The organism is Sorangium sp. So ce726, from assembly GCF_051521405.1.
Classification (GTDB): domain Bacteria; phylum Myxococcota_A; class Polyangia; order Polyangiales; family Polyangiaceae; genus Sorangium.
Genome location: NZ_CP150349.1, coordinates 10,301,927 through 10,321,918, shown reverse-complemented (window position 1 = coordinate 10,321,918; position 19,992 = coordinate 10,301,927). Strand labels below are relative to the sequence as shown.

Below are 19,992 nucleotides of genomic sequence, written 5' to 3'. Positions count from 1 at the left end.
TGAGCCATTTCGGCCTGATCCGGGCGGGCGCCATGGCGAGCTAGCGGTCGAGGTCAGCACCTCCGTCGTGCCGCGCTTGCCCAAGAGGGCACGATGTCGTCGGCTGGGGTGGGCAATGCGTCAAGGTGTCGCACCTCGTCGAACGATGCAGTCGTATCTTGGCCCTCGGCGCGCACATCGCCGCGCCGTCGACAAGCGCGACATCGTGTCGCAGGACCTTGGCGGCGGGTGACGCTAGCCTGTTTCACGATGATCCAGCGAGACCGCGGCAGGTCGGCCAATGACCCGGCCCGTTTTCCTCACGGCGCGCGAAAGGTAAGCAGACCGGTGGGCCTCCGGTCGCTGCAGAGCTCACGCTGGCGCCACGTGGCAACGCTGGCCGTCGCCCTCGCTGGCGTGGCGCTCACCGGCAGCGCCGAGCCCGCGCCGCCCAGCCAGGCCGCCTCGGAGCTCGTCGACTCGACCCCGGTGCCTGGCGAGAGGGCGCTCGCAGCGCGTCTGCTAGCGCCTTGTTGCTGGGATCAGACGCTCGATGTCCACGAATCGGAGGTAGCGCGCGATCTTCGCCGCGAGATCCATACGCGTCTCCGTCGGGGCGAGGTGGCCGACGCCATCGAGCAGGACCTCGTGGCGCGTTACGGCGAACGCCTCCGCGCGGCGCCCTCGTCAGGCACGCTCGGCAAGGTCGCGCTGGGATTGCTGCTGGGCATCGCAGTGACGTTTCTCGGCATCTTCGCCCTGCTGCGCTCATGGCGGAGCAACGCTGCGCAGGCCGCGCCGTCCGGAGGCACCCTTGCGGCTGTCCGCGACGAGTACGACGATCGCCTCGACGACGAGCTCCGGGAGCGCGACGCTTGAGTGCACCCGTCTTCCCGGTTGATTGGAGAGGAGGCTCAGCAAGGACATCTCGTTATGACCGCGGCGCAGCGGCCGCGGTGTAAAACTCTTCGCCCGGATACCGCCGGCGCCCCTTGAAAGACGGTCACGAGGTGCGACAAATTGCTGCACCCCGGAGAGCCGAGTTTCGAGTACGCTCCGCTCCATTGCGGTGGTGACGCCGTTGTGCCCTCGTAGCTTGAAAGGTTGCCCGATGGTTGGTTCAATGGCTCGTGTCACGTTCCTCAGCGTGGCCTGTCTCGCGGCTCTGAGCGGATGCGGCGGGAGCGATGAGGATGTCATCTCGAAGACGTTCGCCCTGAGCTTCGCCGCCAAGGTCGGCGACAGGCCGTTCTCCTGCACCGACACCTTCGATGGAGTCGGCACGACCGGATCGGCGGTCAATGCGCTCGATTTTCGCATGTACGTCTACGACGTGCGCCTTGTTCGCGGGGACGGGTCCGAGGAGCCCCTCGCGCTTGAGCAGGATGGCCAATGGCAGCGCGACAAGATCGCGTTCCTCGACTTCGAGGACGGCACGGGCTCCTGTGAGACCGGCAGCCCGGAGACGAGGACCGAGGTTGTTGGCACCGCGCCCGCCGGCGATTACGTCGGTGTCAGGTTCAACGTGGGTTTGCCCCCGGAGATGAACCACCTCGACGCGGCGACAGCCCCGGCGCCCCTGAACATTCCCGGCATGTGGTGGTCGTGGAAGGGTGGCTACAAGTTCGTGCGCCTCGACCTCATCTCGACGATGAACCCGACCTACTTCTTCCACCTCGGGGGTACGAAGTGCGAGGGGACCGTGAGCGAGGGTTACTCGTGCGCCGCTGACAACCTCGCCGATATACGTATCGACGGGGTCGATCCGGAGTCGAGCACCATCGTCTTCGATATCGCCAGATTCTATGCTGAGTCCGACCTCGACCACCAGATCGACGGCGAGACGGATCGCACCTCCGGTTGCATGTCGTTCGAGGGCGATCCAGAGTGCCCGCCCGTCTTCAACGCGCTTGGCATGGGCTTCGACGGCGTGAACCCGTCCGCTGCGCAGACCGCCTTCCGGGTGGAGTGAGATGTACATCCTTAGAACAGCGACCTGTCTGCTCGCGCCGCTATGGGTCTGTGCGCTTGCCGGCTGCGGTGCCTCCGACGACGACATGGACGAGCCGAGCGACGCAGAGGTCCTCCCGGGCGACCCTCGCTTCGAGCGCGATCCAGCGCTCAACGTGGAGAACATCAGCGCCGCTGCGGAGAAGCGCAGCCACAACATGGGGCAGAACTGCTTCGGCTGCCATCAGCCCCATGGGCCTGGCAAGGGGCTCTTCACCACAGCCGGAACGGTGTACGGGCCGTCGGGCACGCCGGCGACAGGCGGAACGGTCGAGCTCCGCACGGCCGGCGGAGGTGAGGGAGATCTCGTGCTCTCCGTTGCCATCGACGGGAACGGGAACTTCTTCACGACCGAGCCGCTGCCCTTCCCGGACCAGGCGCTCTTCTTCTTCTTGCGGTCCCAGGACGGCGAGGGGACGAACGAGATGCCGTTTCCAACCATCTCTGGAGCGTGTAATCTGTGTCACAACGAACAGCGCCGCATTCTGCTGGAGTGATCCGCGCGAGCACGTCGGCGGCGCTCGTCGCGCTCGCGGCGGCGTCGTGTGGGGGCGAGACGGAAGCGACCTTGCCGGTCGACGGCTACGAGCTCGCCCTGCCCGTCGGCTTTCCGAAGCCGTGGGTGCCGCCCGACAACCCGATGAGCGAAGCGAAGGTCGCGCTCGGGCGTGCCCTGTTCTTCGACGAGCGCTTGTCGGGCAACGGCACCATGGCGTGCGCCTCGTGTCACGAGCGCGACAGGGGGTTTGCCGACGGCAAGCCTACCCCGACCGGCTCGACAGGGGACACGATCCCGCGCAACGCGATGGGGCTGGCCAATGTCGCCTATTTCCCGCTGCTCACGTGGGGCAACCCCACGCTGTCGTCGCTCGAGGAGCAGGCGCTCGTCCCGATGTTCGGCGAGAACCCGGTCGAGCTCGGGATCACCGGGGCCGAGGACGTCGTGCTCGGCCGGCTTCGCGGCGATGAGGCGTACAAGACCGCGTTCGTCGCTGCCTTCCCCGGCGAGAGCGAGTCGATCACGTTCGATACCGTCGTGAAGGCGATCGCGACGTTCGAGAGGACGCTCCTCTCCGGGCGCTCCGCGTACGATCGGTATACCTACGGCGGAGAGGCGGGCGCGATGTCGGAGGCGGCGTTGCGCGGCATGGACCTCTTCTTCTCCGAGCGGCTCGAGTGTTATCACTGCCACAGCGGGATCAACTTCACGACCGCCTTCCGGAGCGCCGAGACGAAGCAGGCGGAGATGGATTTTCACAACACCGGCCTCTACAACCTCGGCTCGGACGGGGACTACCCATCCGGCGGAGAGGGGCTGTTCGAGTTCACCGGCGACCCGGCGGACAAGGGGAAATTCCGCGTGCCTTCGCTGCGCAACGTCGAGCTGACGGCGCCCTATATGCACGACGGGAGCGTGGCCACCCTGGAGGAGGTCATTGACCACTACGCCGCAGGAGGCAGGACCATCGACGACGGGCCGTTCGCAGGCGTGGGCAGCGAGAACCCGAACAAGAGCACGCTCGTCAGGGCTTTCACCATCACGCCAGAGGAGAAGGCCGATGTCGTGGCCTTCATGAAGAGCTTGACCGATCCGGAGTTCGCAGCCGTGGTGGACGGCGCGCAGGCGCCGTGACCGGGGGGTGTCAGTTACATCGGTTACATCGGTCGGCCCCCGCTCGCGCGGATGATCTCCCCCGTGACCGCGGTGTTCGCCGCCGAGCACAGGAACACGATCGTCGGCGCCACCTCCTCCGACCGCAGCAGCCGCCGCACGGGATACGCCTTCCCGCGCTGCGCGACGAACTCCGGTGATACCTGTGCGCTCACCTTGTCGGTCAGGGTGAAGCCCGGCGCCACCACGTTGGTCAAGATCCCGTGCGGCCCGAGCTCGCGCGCGAGCACGGACGTGAGCCCGTGGAGCGCCGCCTTCGCGGCGCCGTACGGCCCTGCGCCGACCACCCCGTCGAGCGCCACGCCCGACGAGATGTTGACGATCCGCCCCCATCCGCGGGCGCGCATCGAGGGCACCGCGGCCTGGATCGCAGCGAAGGCGCCGTCGATGTTGTCGTGGATGACGCCCTGCCACTCCGCGAGCGGGATGTCCTCGAAGCGCGGCGCTTCCCAGGGCAAACGCTCGCTCCAGCGGACCGCGTTGTTGACGAGCACGTCGAGCTGCCCGAAGCGCGCCACGGTGGCCGCGACCGCCGCCTTGACGGACTCGACCGACCCGAGGTCAAGCTCCAGCGCGACCGCCTCGCCGCCTCGCCCCTCGATCTCCTGGACGACCTCCGCGGCCTTCTGCCGCTCGCTCCGGTAGGTGAGCGCCACGCGCGCCCCCTCGGCCGCGAGCTGCAGCGCCACCTCCTTGCCGATCCCCTGCGAGCCACCGGTCACCAGCGCGGCTCTCTTCTCCAGCCCCAGCTTCATGCGACACCTCGCTTTCAACCGGAAGGTAAACAAAATGGAAGAAACTTCCAAGATTAAATTGGAAGAATCCTCCAATTGGGCCGGCTGGCCAGCGGTTCGCGGCTGGGGTAGGGGAGGGGCCATGGCCGTGGCTCGACAGAACGGCGTGGCGCGCCGGGAGGCGCTTCTGGACGCGGCGCTCCGCTGCTTCGAGCAGCGGGGCCTCTTGCGCACCGGCATCGAGGACGTCCGCAAGGAGGCGGGCGCGAGCCCTTCCAGCGTGTACCACCTCTTCGAGGACTTCCCGGCGCTGGTGGCCGCGCTGCTGGAGCGGACCTTCGAGCGGCTGGTGGGGCACGTGACCGCGCGCGTGCTCGCCGCCAGGACGGCGCGCTCGGCGGTGCGGGCGCTGGTGGAGGCGCACTTGACCTGGGTGTTCGACCACGAGGGCGAGGCCCGCTTCATGTACCAGGCGCTCGCGCTGGAGCTCGACGGGCATCACCGCGCCGCGCTCCGGGAGACCAAAACGCGGCTCAAGGCGGAGGTGATCGCGCACCTCTCGGAGCTCGGCGTCTTCTCCGGGGGGCGCTCGTCCGAGGTGATGGTCGACATCGTGCTGCTCGGCCCGGCGCACCAGGCCTGCCGCGCCTATCTCTCCGCGTCCGGCGCCGTGGACCCCACGTGGATGAAGGCGACCCTGCCCGAGCTCGCCTGCGGAGCGATGGGCAAGGTCGACCCGGCGCAACGGGCGGCGCGGACAGGGAAGCGCGCCAGTGGTGCGGAGCCGCTTCAGCAGGCCGGCAGGAGAAGGAAAGGCAAGCTCGAGATCGGCTAACCTGATCCATCGAATGAGCATCGAGGACGACGCCCCCCTGCTGCAGGTGATGAGCCATTTCGGCCTGACCCGGGACGCGCTGCTCGGCACCGGCGGTGAAGCATGCGTGTTTGCGCTGGGCAGCGAGCGGGTCGTGCGCGTCCACCATCCCGGGACCGTCCGGGAAACGGTCGTTCGACGAGCCCAGCTGCTCGAGGGCTTCCACGAGGGCGCGAGCGCGGTGCCGTTCTCGATCCCGCGTGTCCTGGAGATGACCGAGCTGCACGGCCGCCTCATCACAGTCGAGCCGCGGCTCCCCGGGCGGCCTCTCTTGCAGGTGCTCGGCGAGGCGACAGGCGCCGAGCGTGAACATCTCATCCTCCGCTTTCTCGAGGCCTCGACGCACCTGAGAGCCCTGCGCGTGAGCGCTGCGTGGTACGGCGACCTCTGCCAAGCCGAGCCGATCCAGACGCCCTCTTACCGCTCTTACCTCGAGCTGCGCGCAAGGAAGAGCCTGACCTGCGCCGGGAGCGCGTTCGACGGCATCGATCCAGCGCACCTGGCCGCCGCGCTGCCCGAGCCGGAGCGACCGAGCTTCGTGCACATGGACTTCTATCCAGGCAACGTGCTGGTCGAAGGCCAGGAGGTGAGCGCCGTGATCGACTTCGGGGGCCTACCCATCGTGGGAGACGCTCGGCTCGATCCGCTCTCTGCCGTCATCTACCTCACGCCGTTCATCACCACGACCGCCACGGATCGCGACCGACGCCTCGCCCGGGAGTGGCTGCTGGCCCAACACCTCGACGCGCTGTTCGAGCCTGCAGAGCGATGGCTCGCCGCCCGCTGGTCGTTCGCGACCGACGACGTGCGCTTACATCGATGGTGTCGACGCGTGTTGCTCGGACACCAGGGGGATCCGTGACGCGGACCCTCGGACCCACGCGGCGGGCGGTTCCTCCGGCCGTCACCACGGGGCCGCCCGCCTGCTTTGCCGATCGTCCAGGCGGGGATGGAATACACCCGGCGAGTCAGGGTGACAGCGCTGCACATGAGGCCGACGCGAAGCCCGGTACGCTCCGGCAGTCGCCGCGTCGCTAGAAAGATACGGCGGAGCGCTTCGTTGACGCGGCCCTTGCTACTTTTGGTAACGAGTGAGCCGCTCGCTACTTTTGGTAACATGTGAGCCATTCGTGCGATGCGTCGATCCGCGTGCGTCGTGCTTAATCCTTTGAGCGCCTTCGGGGAATTTGTATCCTCACCCTATGCTCAAATCTTCGCGATTCCTCCACTTTGAAAATTTTCCTGCGTCATCGTCCTTGGCGCTCGGTGCGATGTTGTTGCTGGGCACGCTGCACGTCAGCGGCTGCGGCGGCGATGACGGGGAGGATACCTCCACCAGCGGCACCACCGGTGGCCAGCAGACGACGAGCAGCAGCAGCGGCGGCACGCCGGGGAGCTCCGCCTCCTCCTCCACCGGCGCGGATCCCAGCACGACCTCGGCGTCGACCGGGGGCGACGGCGGCTCGAACCCCGCCGGCACGGGCGGCTCGGAGCCGGCCGGCACGGGCGGCTCGGAGCCGGCCGGCTCCGGCGGAGCGGGTGGCGCAGGAACGGGCGGTGGCGGTGACGGAGGAGCGCTGCCCGACTCCGGCATTCCGCCGGCGCCCGGCGCTGGCAATGTGCCGAAGCCGGCCGGCGCGGCCGGCGGGTTCAAGGTCATCGACTGGGCCGGCTTCGCGGGCGCGGTGACTTACAGCTTCGACGACGTGAACCAGACCCAGATCCAGCACTTCGATGAGATGATGGCGCTCGACGTGCCGTTCACCTTCTACGTCTGGACCGGTAAGCAGGAAGCGAACAACGCGGTCTGGAAACAGTCTCTGACGCGCGGGCACGAGCTCGCCAACCACACGAGGAGCCACTCGAGCAACGACAGCGGCTCCGATACGGACGCCGCGACGAAGGACATGAAGGACAAGTACGGCGTCACGCCGTATACGATGGCGGCCCCGAACGGCGCGGGTGTATACGAGGGCATCGCCCGGACGCGCTTCATGATCAATCGCGGCGTGTCCAACGCCCTGATCGGCCCGAACGACAACAGCAATCCGTTCGTTCTGCCCACCTACATTCCCCCGACCAACGCTTCCAAGGCGCAGATGGACTCGGAGGTCGCGAGCGCGCGAAGCGGTAAGAAGTGGCGCACCTTCTGCATCCACGGCTTCACCGGCGGCAGCGACGGCGCCTATCAGCCGATCCCGTTCCAGGCCTGGGTCGATCACGTCAAGGCCGTCAAGGAATACGGCGACGTGTGGATCGGCACCATGGAAACCATCGGTGCCTACTGGCGTGGCCAGAAGGCGATCACCGACGGCACCAACATGAAGAACGGGAACGACACGACCTACTCGTGGACCCTCCCCGCCAACTTCCCGCCCGGCAAGTACGTGCGCGTGACGGTGACCGGCGGCACGCTCAAGCAGAACGGCGCCGTGCTCAGCTGGGATCCGCACGGCTACTACGAAGTGGCGCTCGACGCGAAGTCCGTCACGCTGTCGCCCTGATCCGAGCCGCCCGAAGCCCCGCGCCGCCACCGGCGCGGCTTCGGGCGTAGCCGACCCCACCCAGGGCAGGTCCCGCAGCTGGGGCTTGACGTCTCCGGAGCGTTTGGGTCTCCTCTCCCGCGGCGAGAGCGCGTCTCATGTCTGACACCAGCGGTAACACCATGGGGAGCTTCGCTCGGTTGCTCCGCGAACCGGTCATTCATTTCCTCTTCATCGGCGCGCTGTTGTTCCTCGGCCACCGGCTCGTCGCCGGCGATCCCAGGGAGATCGTCGTCGGCACGGGGCTGAAGGCGGACCTGGAACGGCAGTTCCGCGACAACATGGGGCGGGCGCCGACGGCGGCGGAGCTGGCGGAGGCGCTCGACGGGTGGAAGCGGGACGAGGTGCTCTACCGTGAGGCGCTGCGGGAGGGGCTCGATCGGCAGGATGCGACGGTGCGGGTCGCGCTGGCCGAGAAGCTGCGGACACGGGCGGCTCAGCCGGTGGCGGCGCGAGAGCCGACGGATGCAGAGCTGGACGCGTGGCTGGCTTCTCACCGGAGCCAGTACGAAGCGCCGCTGCGGTACGATTTCGAGATCGTAGCCTTTCCCAGGAGCGACCCGGCTGCGGAGGAGCAGCGGTCGACGTATCGACGTGCGCTGGCCGACGGTGCGGACCCAAGGACGCTCGGTCGTCCGATCGAGGGTGGCAACCTCACCCGCGATTCACTCGCAGCCAGGTTCGGACCCGCGGTCTCCGAGAGCATTGGCAGCGCGCCGCTCGCGACGTGGCAGCCCCTGGAGACCCAGGACAGCCTGCTGCTCGTGCGGGTCAACCAGATAGGCGGGGGGCTGCCCAGCCGCGAGGCGATCCGCGCGATCCTCACCATCGACTGGGCCGCCGCAAGGAAGAAGGAAGCCGTCGACGCGTTCGTCAAGAGCCTCCTTGCGCAGTACAGATTCAAGGAGAGCCCTTGAATCGTTCGCGTCTGCTCCGGCTGGCTCGGTCCCTGCCGTTCTTGCTGGCCCTGCTCCTGGCGCCTGCCCCCGCGGCTGGCCACGCGCTCAACTCAGCGCTTCTTTCGCTGACGGAGGTGGAAGGTCACGACGGGCGGTTCCTCGTGCGCTGGCAGGCGAGCTCGTCCGCACTCCAGGCCGAGCTCGCGACGCCGGCCGTATTTCCCCCGGCCTGCAAGGTCGAGGGAGCGTATCTCGACTGCGGTCACGCCGGCCTCGTCGGCACCATCGAGCTCCCCTGGCTCGAGGGAACCGAGACCAACGTGATGGTGGTGGTCGAGTGGCGGAATGGAAGCCGCCTTGTCCGGGTGTTGACCGGCAACGACCCGAGCCTGGTGGTCTACGGTATTCCCGCCTCCGCCGGGCTTGGCGCGCTCCGGCCGATCATGGTCGATTACACGTGGCTCGGCGTCGAGCACATCCTGACCGGGTTCGACCATCTCCTCTTCGTCATCGCGCTCACGCTCCTCGTACGCGACGGCCGGAAGCTGCTCGGCGCCGTCACGGCCTTCACGGTCGCGCACAGCCTGACGCTGGCCTGCGCCGTGTTCGGCTGGTTGACGTTGCCAGCCCCGCCGGTCGAAGCGGCCATCGCGCTCTCGATCGTGCTGATCTGCGGCGAGTGCATCCGGCCGACGGACTCGCTCACCCGCCGGGCCCCATGGGCCGTCACGTTCGCCTTTGGGCTGCTTCACGGGCTCGGGTTCGCGTCGTCGCTGCTCGACATCGGGCTGCCGGAGAGGCATGTGCCGATTGCGCTCTTGTTCTTCAACGTGGGTGTGGAGATGGGTCAGCTCGGCGTGATTGCGCTGGTGGTCGCGCTGCGCCTCCTCGCCGCGCGGGTCCCCACGCAACCAGAGACGGTGAGGCGCGGCGTTGTGTATGCGATGGGCGCAATGGCTGGCTACTGGTCGATCGAGCGCGTCGTGGCGATGCTGACGGACGCCAGCATGTAGCGGATCCCGCGGGCTGCGGCGTGGAGGCGGCCCCTTCGCGCTGCACTACAGGCCCGACAGGCGCCCTTGCCGCTCACCGCTTCTCGCCGTTCCCTGGCGCCGCGGGCGCGCCCCCCGGCGTCCCGTCCACCGCGCCCGGCCCGAGCAGCGTGCCGCACATCGTCTTGCACAGGATGTCGGTCGGCTTGCACTCGCACTTGCCCTGCTGCTTCAGCTCGAGCTTCCCGCGCATCTCCTCGACCGTGAACTGCGCCATCCGCTCGACCCGAGCCATGTCCCACCCCTCCTGGACCTGCCGGGGTGTCCGCGGCTCGGTGGCCTTGCCGTCGGGCTCGGCGCAGCAGCGGAAGCTCAGGAAGTAATAATAGAACCCCTCGTCGTGGGTGTAGATCTTCGGCCGGCACTGGTTGCGCACGCCCTTGTACCAGGGGCCGCCGGTGTGGACGCTGTCGAACTTGCCGCGCCAGCCGCCGCTCGTCTCGCTCGCCACCACCTCATCCGTGTTCGCGGGCAGGTCGGCGACGCCATAGTCGCTGATGCACTGGGGCTGCGACCCGCTCGGCACCCCCTTCCAGAGGCGGGCCAGCTCGCCCGGATCGCGCTTCGCGACCTTCTTCATGTCGGGATCGTCCCAGAGGTGGTCGCCGTTGCACTTCGTCGCGTCGCGCGAGTACCCGTAAGGGAACGGCTTCATCTCGGGGCCCTCGCAGGCGAGCGTCCACTCCGACTCGGTGCAGAGGCGCTTGCCGGCGGCGGCGCACTTGACCTGCGCCTGGTGGAAGCGGTTCATCACCTCGGGCCGCTCCCCCTTCTTGTTCGGCCACTCGTACGTGTCGATGCAATAGCGCTTCTTCGTCTTGTCGCCTGTGCAGCGGGCCGGGGTGGGCGCGAACTCCTCGCAGATCGTCTTCTTGTTCGACTTGTCGTACCAGCTGCGGAGGCAGCTGTGCTCGACCTCGCTGCAGTACTCGCCCTCGACGAGCTTCATGTCGGCCGGGCACGCCTGCTCCTCCGCGGCGGCGGTCTCCCCGCCGGCCGTCCCCGCCTGGGCGGCAGGCGCGCCGGCCTGCGGGGCGGGGGGCGCCGCGGCTCCGGGCTCGGCGGGGGACGGCGCGGCCGCGGGCGGGCGTCCGTCGTGCGCGCGCGGGGAGGGCAACGGCTGGGCGGGCTCCGGGGGGGCGCCGGAGCAGGCGGCGGCGAGCGTCAGGGCGGGGAAGGAGAGGGGGAGCAGGAGGCGTCGCATGCCCGGCGTCATAGTCGAGATCGCGGCGAGGGGAACCAGGCGTCGCGCCCCTGGATCGACGCCGCGCGCCCCGGCCGGGCCGGAGGCGCTCTGGCGGGGGCCGCGCTCGCTCCGGGCGGCGGCGTGCCTGGTGCTCTCCGGGGGCACCGGCTTCCCGAGTTGGCCCTGCGGGATCTGGCCCTCTGCCCCGGCAGGCTGTCGACGCGCACAGTTCGCCGCTCCCGCCGAAGGCGCGTGATATCGTGCGCCCGAAGATAGAAGGAGTATCGCTGATGATGCGCACGGCTCGTCTCGGTTCGCTGGCTCTCGGGCTCGTCCTCGCCGCTTCGGCGGCCGCTGTTTCATGCGGCGATGACGGCGAAGCCCCGTCCAGCGCGGCTGGCGGCGACGGCGGTGAAGGCGGCGGGGGAGCAGCGGGCGGCGGGGGAACCGCGGGCGGCGGCGCAGGGGGATCGGACGCCGGCGGCGTGACGATTCCCGATCTCGACGGGGAAGTCCGGGCGGTGACCGACGAGCTCGGGGTCCTTCACCTCGAGTGCGCGTCCGACAACGACTGCTTCGCCGCGCTCGGTTACTTCCACGCTCAGAACCGCTTCTTCTTCATGGATTTCATCCGCAACCTCGTCGAGGGGTCGCTCGGCGGGCTGGTGAAGGCGGGCGCTCGGGTGCTCGAGCAGGACTATCAGAACCGCCATTTCTTCACGACGCGCGAGGGCGAGCCGCTCGAGAAGGCGCTCTACGAGCAGGCGAGCCCGAAGGTGAAAGGGCATTTCGACGCGTACTCGCGCGGCGTCAACGCCTGGCTCGCCGACATGCGGAACAAGAGGAACGGCGCGACGCTGACCGTCGAGTACAACCTCGCGCTCCTGGTGAAGGAGGCGATCCGCGACTGGACGCCGGAAGACAGCGCCGCCGTCGGCCTCTACGTGCTCAACGATCTCTCGAACAACAGCGAGCAAGAGCTCGAGCTCGCGGCGCAGGTCCCGCTGTTCGATGGGGCGCTCGCCGCCGATCTGTTCTCGCCCGCGCCGGTGTTCGACGCGTCCACCGTGCCCGCCGCGCAGACGGCGGACCTCGTGCGGCCCTTCGCGCCGTCAGCCGTGTCGCGGCTCTCGCCGCACCGGGCGCTCTTCACAGGCGCGGCGATGCGCGCGGCGAAGGTCGGGGACGGCCGGCGCAAGATGGCGGGCGACACCGGGTCGAACAACTGGGCTGTCGGCCCGGGCCGCACCGAGAGCGGCCACGCCATCCTGGCGAACGATCCCCACCTGTTGCTCGGCAATCCGAGCATCTGGTTTCCCGTCGAGCTGGACGCCAAGAGCAGGGGCGACGGCGAATACCACGTCGCCGGCGGCACGTTTCCGGGCATGCCGAGCGTGATGATCGGACAGAACGAGTCCATCGGCTGGGGCGTGACCACCGCGTACTACGACCTGGCCGACGTCTACCTGGAGACGCTCACCGGGGACGGCGCGTCGGTCGATTTCAAGGGGGAAGACGTGGCGATCGTCGAGAAGACGTTCTCGTTCAAGGACGCGGCTTCCGGCGAGACGATCGAGAAGAACTTCCGCTGGGTCCCGCACCACGGGCCCATCGTGAGCGAGGACGCGGAAGCCGGGACCGCCGTGACCATCCGCTGGCGCGGGCACGACGGCGGGACGGACCTCGACGCGTTCTTCGCCCTCGGCCGCGCTGGCAGCGTCGATGAAGCCAGGAGAGGGCTCGAGGCGGCCAGCTCCGCCAGCCAGAACTTCGTCGTTGTCGACACCGAGGGGAACATCGGCTGGTTCCCGTACAGCAAGGTGCCGGCGCGGCCCTGGGCGTCGCCCGAGGTGCCCGCGTGGCTGCCGCTGCCGGGTGACGGAAGCGCCGAGTGGGGCGACCCGATCCCGTTCTCCGAGCTGCCGCAGCTCCTCAATCCTCCTGCGGCCGCGATCGCGACGGCGAACGGCGACATGACGGGCGCGACCGCCGACGGCGATCCCACGAACGATGAGCAAGGCGCGCTCCAGGCGTGGGACAAGGCCGACGGGACGCGCGAGCAGCGGATCCTCGATCTGCTCGACGCAGGCGGCGACGCGCATTCGCCCGACACCATGACGGCGATGCAAGGCGACACGTACTCGCTCTATGGCAGCTTCGTCGTGCCTGCCGTGCTCTCGGCGGCAGAGTTGGCGACGTTGACGGACGATGAGCAGGCCGTCGTCGACGCGCTCGCTGACTGGGACTCTACATGTCCGACAGGGCTCGACGGGCACGATCCGGTGGACGCGGGCAAGGTGGACGACGCCACGCTCGCCGCGGAGTCGATCGGTTGCACGGCGTTCCATGCGACGTTCTATGCGATCGTGAGCGAGGCGCTGGGCGACGAGGCGGCGGCCGCGGGCCTCGATGAGCCGGGGTTCGGGCTGACCGTGGTGGCGCGCGCGCTGCGCGATCCAGCGCGCTTGAGCTCGGGCCCCCTGCTCTGGGACGACGTGACCACCGACGGCGTGGTGGAGACGCAGAATGACATTTTGCTCCGGGCGCTCACGAAGGCGGCCGCGTCGCTCGTGGCCATCGGGCCGGCGGACGACTGGCGCTGGGGCCGCGTCCACACGCTCTCGCTCCGCAGCATCTTCGATAACTTCGGCCTCGCCGTGTACAACGAGGGGCCTTATGCCGCGCCGGGCGGGCTCTTCACCGTCAACGTCGCCAACCCGAGATCGCGCGCGCTCCCGCCGGACGGCGAGAAGCCCAGCTTTGCCTTCGCCAACGGGCCGTCGATCCGCCTGGTCATCGACGCGGATCCAGCGGGCCCGAAGATGCGCTTCGGGCTCCCCGGCGGGTCGGACCTCCACCGCGAGAGCGCGTTCTACAACAACCTCCTTCCGCAATGGCTCGACAACGAGCCTCTCGAGTTCCACTTCGGGCCGGGCGCGGTGACGGATCCGGCGGGCGTGGTGGACGTCTCGCCGGCGCGCTGACCCTGCGCGATCCAGCGGTGAGCCCCCGGCGGCGCCATGTCGCCGGGCGCCGCCGGCGCGAGCGCGCGGGTCATCGCGGCCGCCGGCCGCGCCGGCGCGTGATCCGGACTCCCAGGATCCCTCGGCTCCACAGGTTCTTGGGACACCGATGATTCCATTCGAACGCGCAGAGAAGACCGTTGCGCCTAGGGCTATCCCCTGCTCGTATCCGGCCGCGCCTGGCGCGCTTCTCCTGCGCTGCGATGAGGCGCGAATGAGCATTGGCCGTGAAGCGATCCCTGATTCGTGACCTGCGCCGGAGTCTGAATTACCTATCTCCCTACCGCGGTCGACTTTCCGTGTGCCTCGCGCTCACGCTCGTCTCGGGCGGCCTGCCCGCGCTCGAGCCGCTCGCGCACCGCGCGATCTTCGACCAGATCTCGGCGAGCGCTGGTGTCTTTGGCCCCGGGAGCGGGCCGGCCGCGCCCGGCGAGCAGAGCGCCCGGGCCCTCGCCGGCATGACGCTCGCCCTGTGCGCGCTCGTCGTTCTCCGGCAGATCGCGGAGGGCCTGGCGGCGCTCTCCGTGTGGCGGGTGCGGCTCCGCATCAACCGGGACCTGCTCGACGAGACCACCGCGCGGCTGCACGCCCTGCCCCTCTCGTACCATCAGGAGAGGGGCGTCGGAGAGACCATGACGCGGGTCGATCGCGGCATCACGTCGCTCATGGACTGCCTTGCTTCGGTCGCGTTCCAGCTCTTCCCGGCGCTCGTCTACCTCGTGGTCTCGCTCGGGATCATGCTCCGGCTGAGCCCGCTGCTCGCGCTGGTCGCTGTCGGGTTCATCGTGCCTCCGCTGCTCTTCGGCAGGGCGACCACCGCGCGCCTCGTGGAGCGCGAGCGCGAGGTGCTCGACCGCTGGTGCGGGATCTACAACCGCTTTCAGCAGGTGCTCCTGGGCATCAAGACGGTCAAGGCGTTCGCGCGCGAGGCGGACGAGCACGCCCGGTTCATCCGCTCCGTCGAGGAGGCGCAGGGCGAGGTGCTCCAGAGCATCCGGCTCCAGACGCGGCTCTCTGCGGGCCGGAGCGTGTGCGTCAACATTGGCCGCGTGGCGCTGCTGGGCGTGGGGGGCCTCCTTGTCCTCCGCGGGGAGCTCGGCGTGGGCACGCTGGTCGCGTTCCTCGGCTATGTCGGCGGCCTCTATGGCCCTGCGCAGACGCTCCTCGGCGTCTACGAGACGGCGCGGCGCGCCGAGGTCGGCCTGGCGGCGATCTTCGGCGTGCTCGACGCCGACGTCGCGGTCGCCGACGCGGAGCGCGCCGTGAGCCCGGAGCGCATCCGGGGCGACCTCGAGCTCGACCAGGTGAGCTTCCGCTACAAGCACGCCGTCGGGCGGGCGGTCATCGACGGGATCTCGCTCTCGATCCGCGCTGGCGAGTTCGTGGCGGTCGTGGGCCCGAGCGGCGCCGGGAAGAGCACGCTCGCCGATCTGCTCCTGCGGCTCCACGATCCGACCTCCGGGGCGATCCGCATCGACGGGCACGATCTCCGGGCGCTGTCGCAGCGCGGGCTCCGGCGGAAGCTCGGGATTGTCACGCAGGAGCCGTTCCTCTTCGAGGACACCATCGAGGCGAACCTCCGCTATGGCTCGCCCGACGCGACGAAGGAGGCGCTCCGCGCCGCGGCGCGCGCCGCCTGCGCGGAGGAGTTCATCGAGCGGCTCCCTCTCGGGTATCAGACCCTCGTCGGCCGCGGGGGCGTGGCCCTCTCCGGCGGGGAGCGGCAGCGCCTCGCGATCGCGCGCACGCTGCTCAAGGACCCGTCGGTCGTGATCCTCGATGAGCCCACGAGCAGCCTCGATATCGAGAGCGAGACCGCTGTGCAGCGGGCCATCGAGGGGCTCTCGCGGGGCCGCACCACGCTGCTCATCGCGCACCGGCTGTCCACCACCATGCGCGCCGACCGCGTCGTCGTCATCGACGGCGGTCGCGTCGTCGAGCAGGGCCCGCCCGCGGCGCTCCTCCGCCGCGGAGGGGCATACCGCCGGATGATGGATCTCTGGCGGGCGCACGAGCCGTCCGGCGCGAAAGGCCTCGGCCATCGAGCGGGTGTGCTGGAGCCAGCGCTTCTCGAGGCCGCACCGGTGGCCGGCGTGTGAGCGGATCCCGAGGCGCCGGTCAAAGCATGATCCTGAGTTCGCCTCCGCGCGCGGAGCGCGCCGGTCAGAGCTCCGAGAACAGGCCCCAGAAGGCGCCGGCCGCGAGCGCGTCTTGCCGGTCGTGCCCCTTGCCGCTCGTCTCGCACCAGATCACCGGATAGCCCGCGTCACAGCCCTGATAACGAGCGCAAGGCGCGGGGTCCTCCGGCACCGGCGCGGCCCCGGCGTCGCAATGGTTCAGCTCGAGGAGGCGATCGCGCTCGGCGTAATTGCGGTCGATCGTGTTGTCCTTGTCGTCCGCGTCGTGGATGAAGATGCGCGCCATCCGCCCGACGCAATCGCGCGGCGTGCCCGGCGTGCCGCCCGAGACCGTGCCGGTCGCGCGGAGTTTGTCGCCGCGCTTGCACTCGAGCATGTTGATGAGCCAGGAGCCGCTGCTGTAGCCCGCCGCGAACACGCGCGACGTGTCCGCGCAGGTGTTCGCGAGCACGTCCGCCAGCATCTCATCGAAGAAGGTCAGATCCGGTCCGTTCGACGAGGAATCCCAGCAGACGCCGTCGGAGACGCCGGCGCCGCGCACCAGGATCGCGTCGTCGCCGGTCACGTTCTGCATCGGGACGTTATTCGTCGCGCTCGAGCAGCCGTGAAACATGAAGACGACGGGATAGGCGCGCGTCGGCTCGTAGTTCTCGGGCAGCCGCACCCACCAATGCCGCTCGACCGACGCGATGGTCTTCGCGGGCTGCTCGACCCACTCGTTCAACGCCTGGCTCGGCGCGCTTCCGCAGCCCGCGCTCGGCATCGTGCTCGCGCCGCCGCCGCCGCCGCCGCCGCCAGCGCCCCCGCCGCCGCCAGCGCCCCCGCCGCCAGCAGCGCCTGAGCTGGCAGCCGTCACGCCCGACGAGCTGGCGCTGCCAGCGCCGCCGCCGCTCGTCACACCGCTGCTGCCCGAGCCGCTGGCCGAAGCACCCCCGCTGCCGGCGCCGCCGCCTGCTCCAGACACCCCGCTCGGCGAGCTCGGCGAGTCTTCACCCTCACAGGCCACGGCGCTCGCCGCGGCGAACGCCACGGCGAAAAGCGCACTCCACGTGCTTCGGCTGATCATCGAGCTCGGCTCCTTCCCTGTCGCCCCGGACCGGCGGCGAGCGCTCCGAAGATAGCCGACTCAACACGATCGAAACCCGATCCATCCTGCCTCGGCGGGCTTGGTCCCAGCCTGCGACCTCGCCTCACACGCGGCCTCCAGGAGGTTTACTTCATCGCTCTCCCCGCGCTCCGCAATGCGCGGCCCCGCGCCGAGAGTCGGTAGCCGACCTCGAGGCTCTCCGTGAGCCCGAGCTCCTTCAGCTTCCTCACATTCCGCTTGAAGACGAGGAGCTCCTGCCCGAGCAGCGGAGCCAGGTCACCCGCTCGAATCGCGGGCTTCCGCTCGATCAATTCCAGGACCGCCCATGTCCAGGGCCCGCGCGTGCTCGCCGAGTCCAATCGCTCCAGGCGTCGTCGAAGGAGCGCGAGGTCGTCGGGCGCCAGCGCGTCCTGGCCGCGAAGCAGGACGCGTGGATCCTCGCCTGCCAGGCTGAACTCGATGCGATAAAGCCCGGCCTCGCCGTCGCCGCGCAGCGCTTCGAGCAAGCCCTCTCGCGACGGGAACCCGGCTCTCCTGGCGTCGGATTCGCCGATCTGGCCCTCCTCGATGCGCGAGACCTCCCCGATCGACAGCACGCCGATCGGCGTCTTCAGCGTGCCACCGGCCTTCACCGTCGGGCGCCGCCAGCGGCGAAAGGCGAGGGTGACCTGACCCGCGGCGATCTTCGTCAGAAACTCCTGCTTGAAGAGCATGTCACCCTTCCTTCGGGGATGGCGGGCGCCCTCGCCTCGCGCGCCAGCGCTCACGCGTCCGCTCGTCGAGCGGGGGCGCAGGGCGACGCCGCTCGTCCGATCTGAGCCGTTACGGCGGGGGCCGGCCATCTTAGAGGCGACCCGATGTCCGTGCACCTCCGCGTCGTTGGAAAGCCCCGTCCGCCGGACCGCCCTGCCGGCGCGCAGCTCACCTCATCTGACATCCTGCGCGGCCTGCACGCTCGAAACCCCGCCGCGGAGCGCCGCCTGCTCGACGCTTACGCGGGCCTCGTCGAGCGGATGCTGTTTCGCATTCTGGGCGACGTCCGGAGCCTGGAGGATCTGGTCCAGGACGTGTTCGCCCGGGTGTTCTCCCGCATCGACGACGTGCGCGAGCCCGAGGCGCTGAAGCCCTTCATCACCAGCGTCACCGTGTTCGTCGCGCGCGAGGCGCTCCGCAAGAAGCGCAGGCACCGCTGGCTCGCGTTCTTCGCGAGCGACGAGCTGCCGGAGGTCGCGGCCAGCGCCGATCCGGAGGCCCGGCAGGGCGTGCGCGCCTTCTACCGCGCCCTGGAGACGCTCGACGCCGACGATCGGCTGGCCTTCACGCTGCGCATCGTCGAGGGCCAGGAGCTCACCGAGGTGGCCGCTGCGTGCAAGGTGTCGCTCGCCACCGTCAAGCGCCGGATCCAGCGCGCGGAGCTCGCGTTCGTCGAGCGCTGCAAGAAGGACGAAGTTCTCTCTACCTGGCTCGCGGAGGGCGACCGATGGACGTGAGGACCAAAGACGTCGCGGCCGTGGGGCGCCGGGTCGCCGCGCACCAGGATGCCGCGCTCGAGCGGCTGGTGCGGCCGTCGACCACGGATCGACTCCAGGCGATTTACCGCAAGGAGGCCGCGCTCTCGCTGCGCGCCGGGGCGGCTCCCCTCTCGCGGCGGCTCGGCGTCGCGCTCGCTGCGGCGTGCGTCGCCGCTTCGGTCCTCTGGTTCGTGCTGTTCCGGCCGGGCGACCCGTTGACCTACCGGGTCGCAGGGGCGCCGGGCGCCATCGGCCGGTGGGTGGCGGCGGACGCGTCGCAGGTCCAGCTCGACTTCTCGGACGGGTCGCGCGTGGACCTCGCGCCCGGGACGCGCGCCCGCGTGACCGAGGTCGGCCCCCGGGGCGCGAGCGTCCTCCTCGAGCGCGGCTCGCTGCACGTGCGTGTCGTGCATCGCGACGACACCCGGTGGGTGGTGGCCGGGGGGCCTTTCGAGGTCCACGTGATCGGCACCGAGTTCGACATCACGTGGAACACGGAAGCCGAGGAGCTCACGGTCTCGATGATCACCGGCCTCGTGCGCATCCTGGGCCCATGCGTCGACCCATCGGGGCGCGCCGTCGCCGCCCCCGACGCGACGCGGCTCACGTGCGCGGCTCCTCGATCCGTTGCGCCGCAGGTGTCGTCGCCAGCGACGGAGCCGGAGGCAATCCCATCCGCTCAGCCTCCCGCGCTCCTCCCGAGCTCGAGCGCCGCCGCATCCGCGCCCGCGCCCGCGCCCGCGATACCCTCCCTGGGCTCGCCGCAGCCCCGCGCAGGCGCGCCCCTGGCCGACTCCCCCTCCGAGCGCTGGCGCGCGCTCCTCGCCGCGGGAAAGCTCGGCGAGGCGCTCGCGGACGTGGAGCTCCTGGGCATCGACACGGTGCTCGGGCGCGCCGGCGGCGCGGAGCTCGTCGATCTCGGCTCCGCGGCGCGGCTTTCGCGCAAGCCGAGCGTCGCGGCCAGGTTCTACGAGGCGGCGCGCCAGCGGTTTGCCGGGAGCGACGCCGCGGCCGCAGCGGCGTACCACCTCGGTCGCATGGCGTTCGATGGGCGCGGCGCCTGGGCGGAGGCCGAGCGCTGGTTCGCCGTGTACCTCGCGGAGAGGCCGCGCGGCGCGCTCGCGCCGGAGGCGCTCGGCCGCTCGATAGAGTGCGCGAGGAACCTCCAGCTCAGCGCGCGCGCCCGCGAGCTCGCCGCGCGCTACCTCGCGGCGTACCCGAACGGCGCCCACGCCGGGCTTGCGGCGGCGCTCGCGCATGGGGCCGATTGAGGTCTCCGTCCGG

The 19,992-nt window shown here is 69.9% G+C and carries 17 protein-coding genes; 13 read left to right on the top strand and 4 right to left on the bottom strand.

Going from position 1 to position 19,992, the window contains the following annotated elements:
• Positions 1 to 366 precede the first annotated feature (366 nt).
• The 4 genes from WME79_RS38385 to WME79_RS38370 all read left to right on the top strand — a co-directional run bounded on the left by WME79_RS38385 (position 367) and on the right by WME79_RS38370 (position 3,622).
• Positions 367 to 858 carry a cytochrome c-type biogenesis protein gene (locus WME79_RS38385; RefSeq protein ID WP_437525374.1) on the top strand — a complete coding sequence of 164 codons (492 nt, stop codon included), beginning with the start codon at positions 367 to 369 and terminating at the stop codon, positions 856 to 858.
• A gap of 244 nt (positions 859 to 1,102) precedes the next feature.
• Positions 1,103 to 1,951: an MbnP family copper-binding protein gene (locus tag WME79_RS38380; RefSeq protein WP_437525373.1), complete on the top strand. Its 849-nt coding sequence runs from the start codon at positions 1,103 to 1,105 to the stop codon at positions 1,949 to 1,951.
• Position 1,952: 1 nt separating this feature from the next.
• Positions 1,953 to 2,486, top strand: a complete 534-nt coding sequence (locus tag WME79_RS38375) for a hypothetical protein (protein ID WP_437525371.1) — start codon at positions 1,953 to 1,955, stop codon at positions 2,484 to 2,486.
• The gene (locus tag WME79_RS38370) at positions 2,483 to 3,622 is read left to right on the top strand and encodes an MbnH family di-heme enzyme (RefSeq protein ID WP_437525369.1); all 1,140 of its coding nucleotides are present in this window, start codon (positions 2,483 to 2,485) and stop codon (positions 3,620 to 3,622) included. The genes WME79_RS38375 and WME79_RS38370 overlap by 4 nt, the downstream gene beginning before the upstream one ends.
• 23 nt (positions 3,623 to 3,645) lie before the next feature.
• Here the strand turns inward: WME79_RS38370 and WME79_RS38365 are convergent, their stop codons facing one another.
• The gene (locus tag WME79_RS38365) at positions 3,646 to 4,416 is read right to left on the bottom strand and encodes an SDR family NAD(P)-dependent oxidoreductase (RefSeq protein WP_437525367.1); all 771 of its coding nucleotides are present in this window, start codon (positions 4,414 to 4,416) and stop codon (positions 3,646 to 3,648) included.
• Positions 4,417 to 4,537: 121 nt separating this feature from the next.
• Here WME79_RS38365 and WME79_RS38360 point away from each other — a divergent pair, with 121 nt between their 5' ends.
• The 5 genes from WME79_RS38360 (at position 4,538) to WME79_RS38340 (ending at position 9,724) form a co-directional block, all read left to right on the top strand.
• Positions 4,538 to 5,230 carry a TetR/AcrR family transcriptional regulator gene (locus tag WME79_RS38360; protein WP_437525365.1) on the top strand — a complete coding sequence of 231 codons (693 nt, stop codon included), beginning with the start codon at positions 4,538 to 4,540 and terminating at the stop codon, positions 5,228 to 5,230.
• 13 nt (positions 5,231 to 5,243) lie between these two features.
• The gene (locus WME79_RS38355; protein ID WP_437525363.1) at positions 5,244 to 6,131 is read left to right on the top strand and encodes a phosphotransferase family protein; all 888 of its coding nucleotides are present in this window, start codon (positions 5,244 to 5,246) and stop codon (positions 6,129 to 6,131) included.
• Between the two features lie 409 nt (positions 6,132 to 6,540).
• Positions 6,541 to 7,773: a polysaccharide deacetylase family protein gene (locus WME79_RS38350; protein WP_437525361.1), complete on the top strand. Its 1,233-nt coding sequence runs from the start codon at positions 6,541 to 6,543 to the stop codon at positions 7,771 to 7,773.
• A gap of 137 nt (positions 7,774 to 7,910) precedes the next feature.
• Positions 7,911 to 8,729, top strand: coding sequence for a peptidyl-prolyl cis-trans isomerase (locus tag WME79_RS38345; protein WP_437525359.1), 819 nt, complete (start codon positions 7,911 to 7,913; stop codon positions 8,727 to 8,729).
• Entirely contained in the window at positions 8,726 to 9,724 is a 999-nt protein-coding gene (locus WME79_RS38340) for a HupE/UreJ family protein (RefSeq protein ID WP_437525358.1), read from the top strand. Before WME79_RS38345 ends, WME79_RS38340 begins: the two co-directional genes overlap by 4 nt.
• Before the next feature lie 73 nt (positions 9,725 to 9,797).
• Here WME79_RS38340 and WME79_RS38335 read toward each other — a convergent pair whose 3' ends face one another.
• Positions 9,798 to 10,967, bottom strand: coding sequence for an SUMF1/EgtB/PvdO family nonheme iron enzyme (locus WME79_RS38335; protein WP_437525356.1), 1,170 nt, complete (start codon positions 10,965 to 10,967; stop codon positions 9,798 to 9,800).
• Positions 10,968 to 11,239: 272 nt separating this feature from the next.
• Here WME79_RS38335 and WME79_RS38330 point away from each other — a divergent pair, with 272 nt between their 5' ends.
• Together WME79_RS38330 and WME79_RS38325 are read left to right on the top strand one after the other, a co-directional pair.
• Complete coding sequence (locus WME79_RS38330; RefSeq protein WP_437525354.1) at positions 11,240 to 13,933, top strand: penicillin acylase family protein; 2,694 nt, start codon at positions 11,240 to 11,242, stop codon at positions 13,931 to 13,933.
• 266 nt (positions 13,934 to 14,199) lie between these two features.
• Positions 14,200 to 16,071, top strand: coding sequence for an ABC transporter ATP-binding protein (locus tag WME79_RS38325; protein ID WP_437525352.1), 1,872 nt, complete (start codon positions 14,200 to 14,202; stop codon positions 16,069 to 16,071).
• Positions 16,072 to 16,135: 64 nt separating this feature from the next.
• On the opposite strand, the gene WME79_RS38320 is transcribed toward WME79_RS38325, so the two are convergent.
• Both WME79_RS38320 and WME79_RS38315 read right to left on the bottom strand, forming a co-directional pair.
• A complete protein-coding gene (locus tag WME79_RS38320) occupies positions 16,136 to 17,176 on the bottom strand; it encodes an alpha/beta hydrolase family esterase (RefSeq protein WP_437525350.1) in 1,041 nt (346 codons plus the stop codon).
• Positions 17,177 to 17,322: 146 nt separating this feature from the next.
• Positions 17,323 to 17,910: a hypothetical protein gene (locus tag WME79_RS38315; protein ID WP_437525349.1), complete on the bottom strand. Its 588-nt coding sequence runs from the start codon at positions 17,908 to 17,910 to the stop codon at positions 17,323 to 17,325.
• 144 nt (positions 17,911 to 18,054) lie between these two features.
• Between WME79_RS38315 and WME79_RS38310 the strand changes: the two genes are divergently transcribed.
• Together WME79_RS38310 and WME79_RS38305 are read left to right on the top strand one after the other, a co-directional pair.
• Entirely contained in the window at positions 18,055 to 18,687 is a 633-nt protein-coding gene (locus WME79_RS38310; protein ID WP_437525347.1) for an RNA polymerase sigma factor, read from the top strand.
• Positions 18,678 to 19,979, top strand: coding sequence for a FecR domain-containing protein (locus tag WME79_RS38305; protein ID WP_437525345.1), 1,302 nt, complete (start codon positions 18,678 to 18,680; stop codon positions 19,977 to 19,979). The genes WME79_RS38310 and WME79_RS38305 overlap by 10 nt, the downstream gene beginning before the upstream one ends.
• Positions 19,980 to 19,992 lie beyond the last annotated feature (13 nt).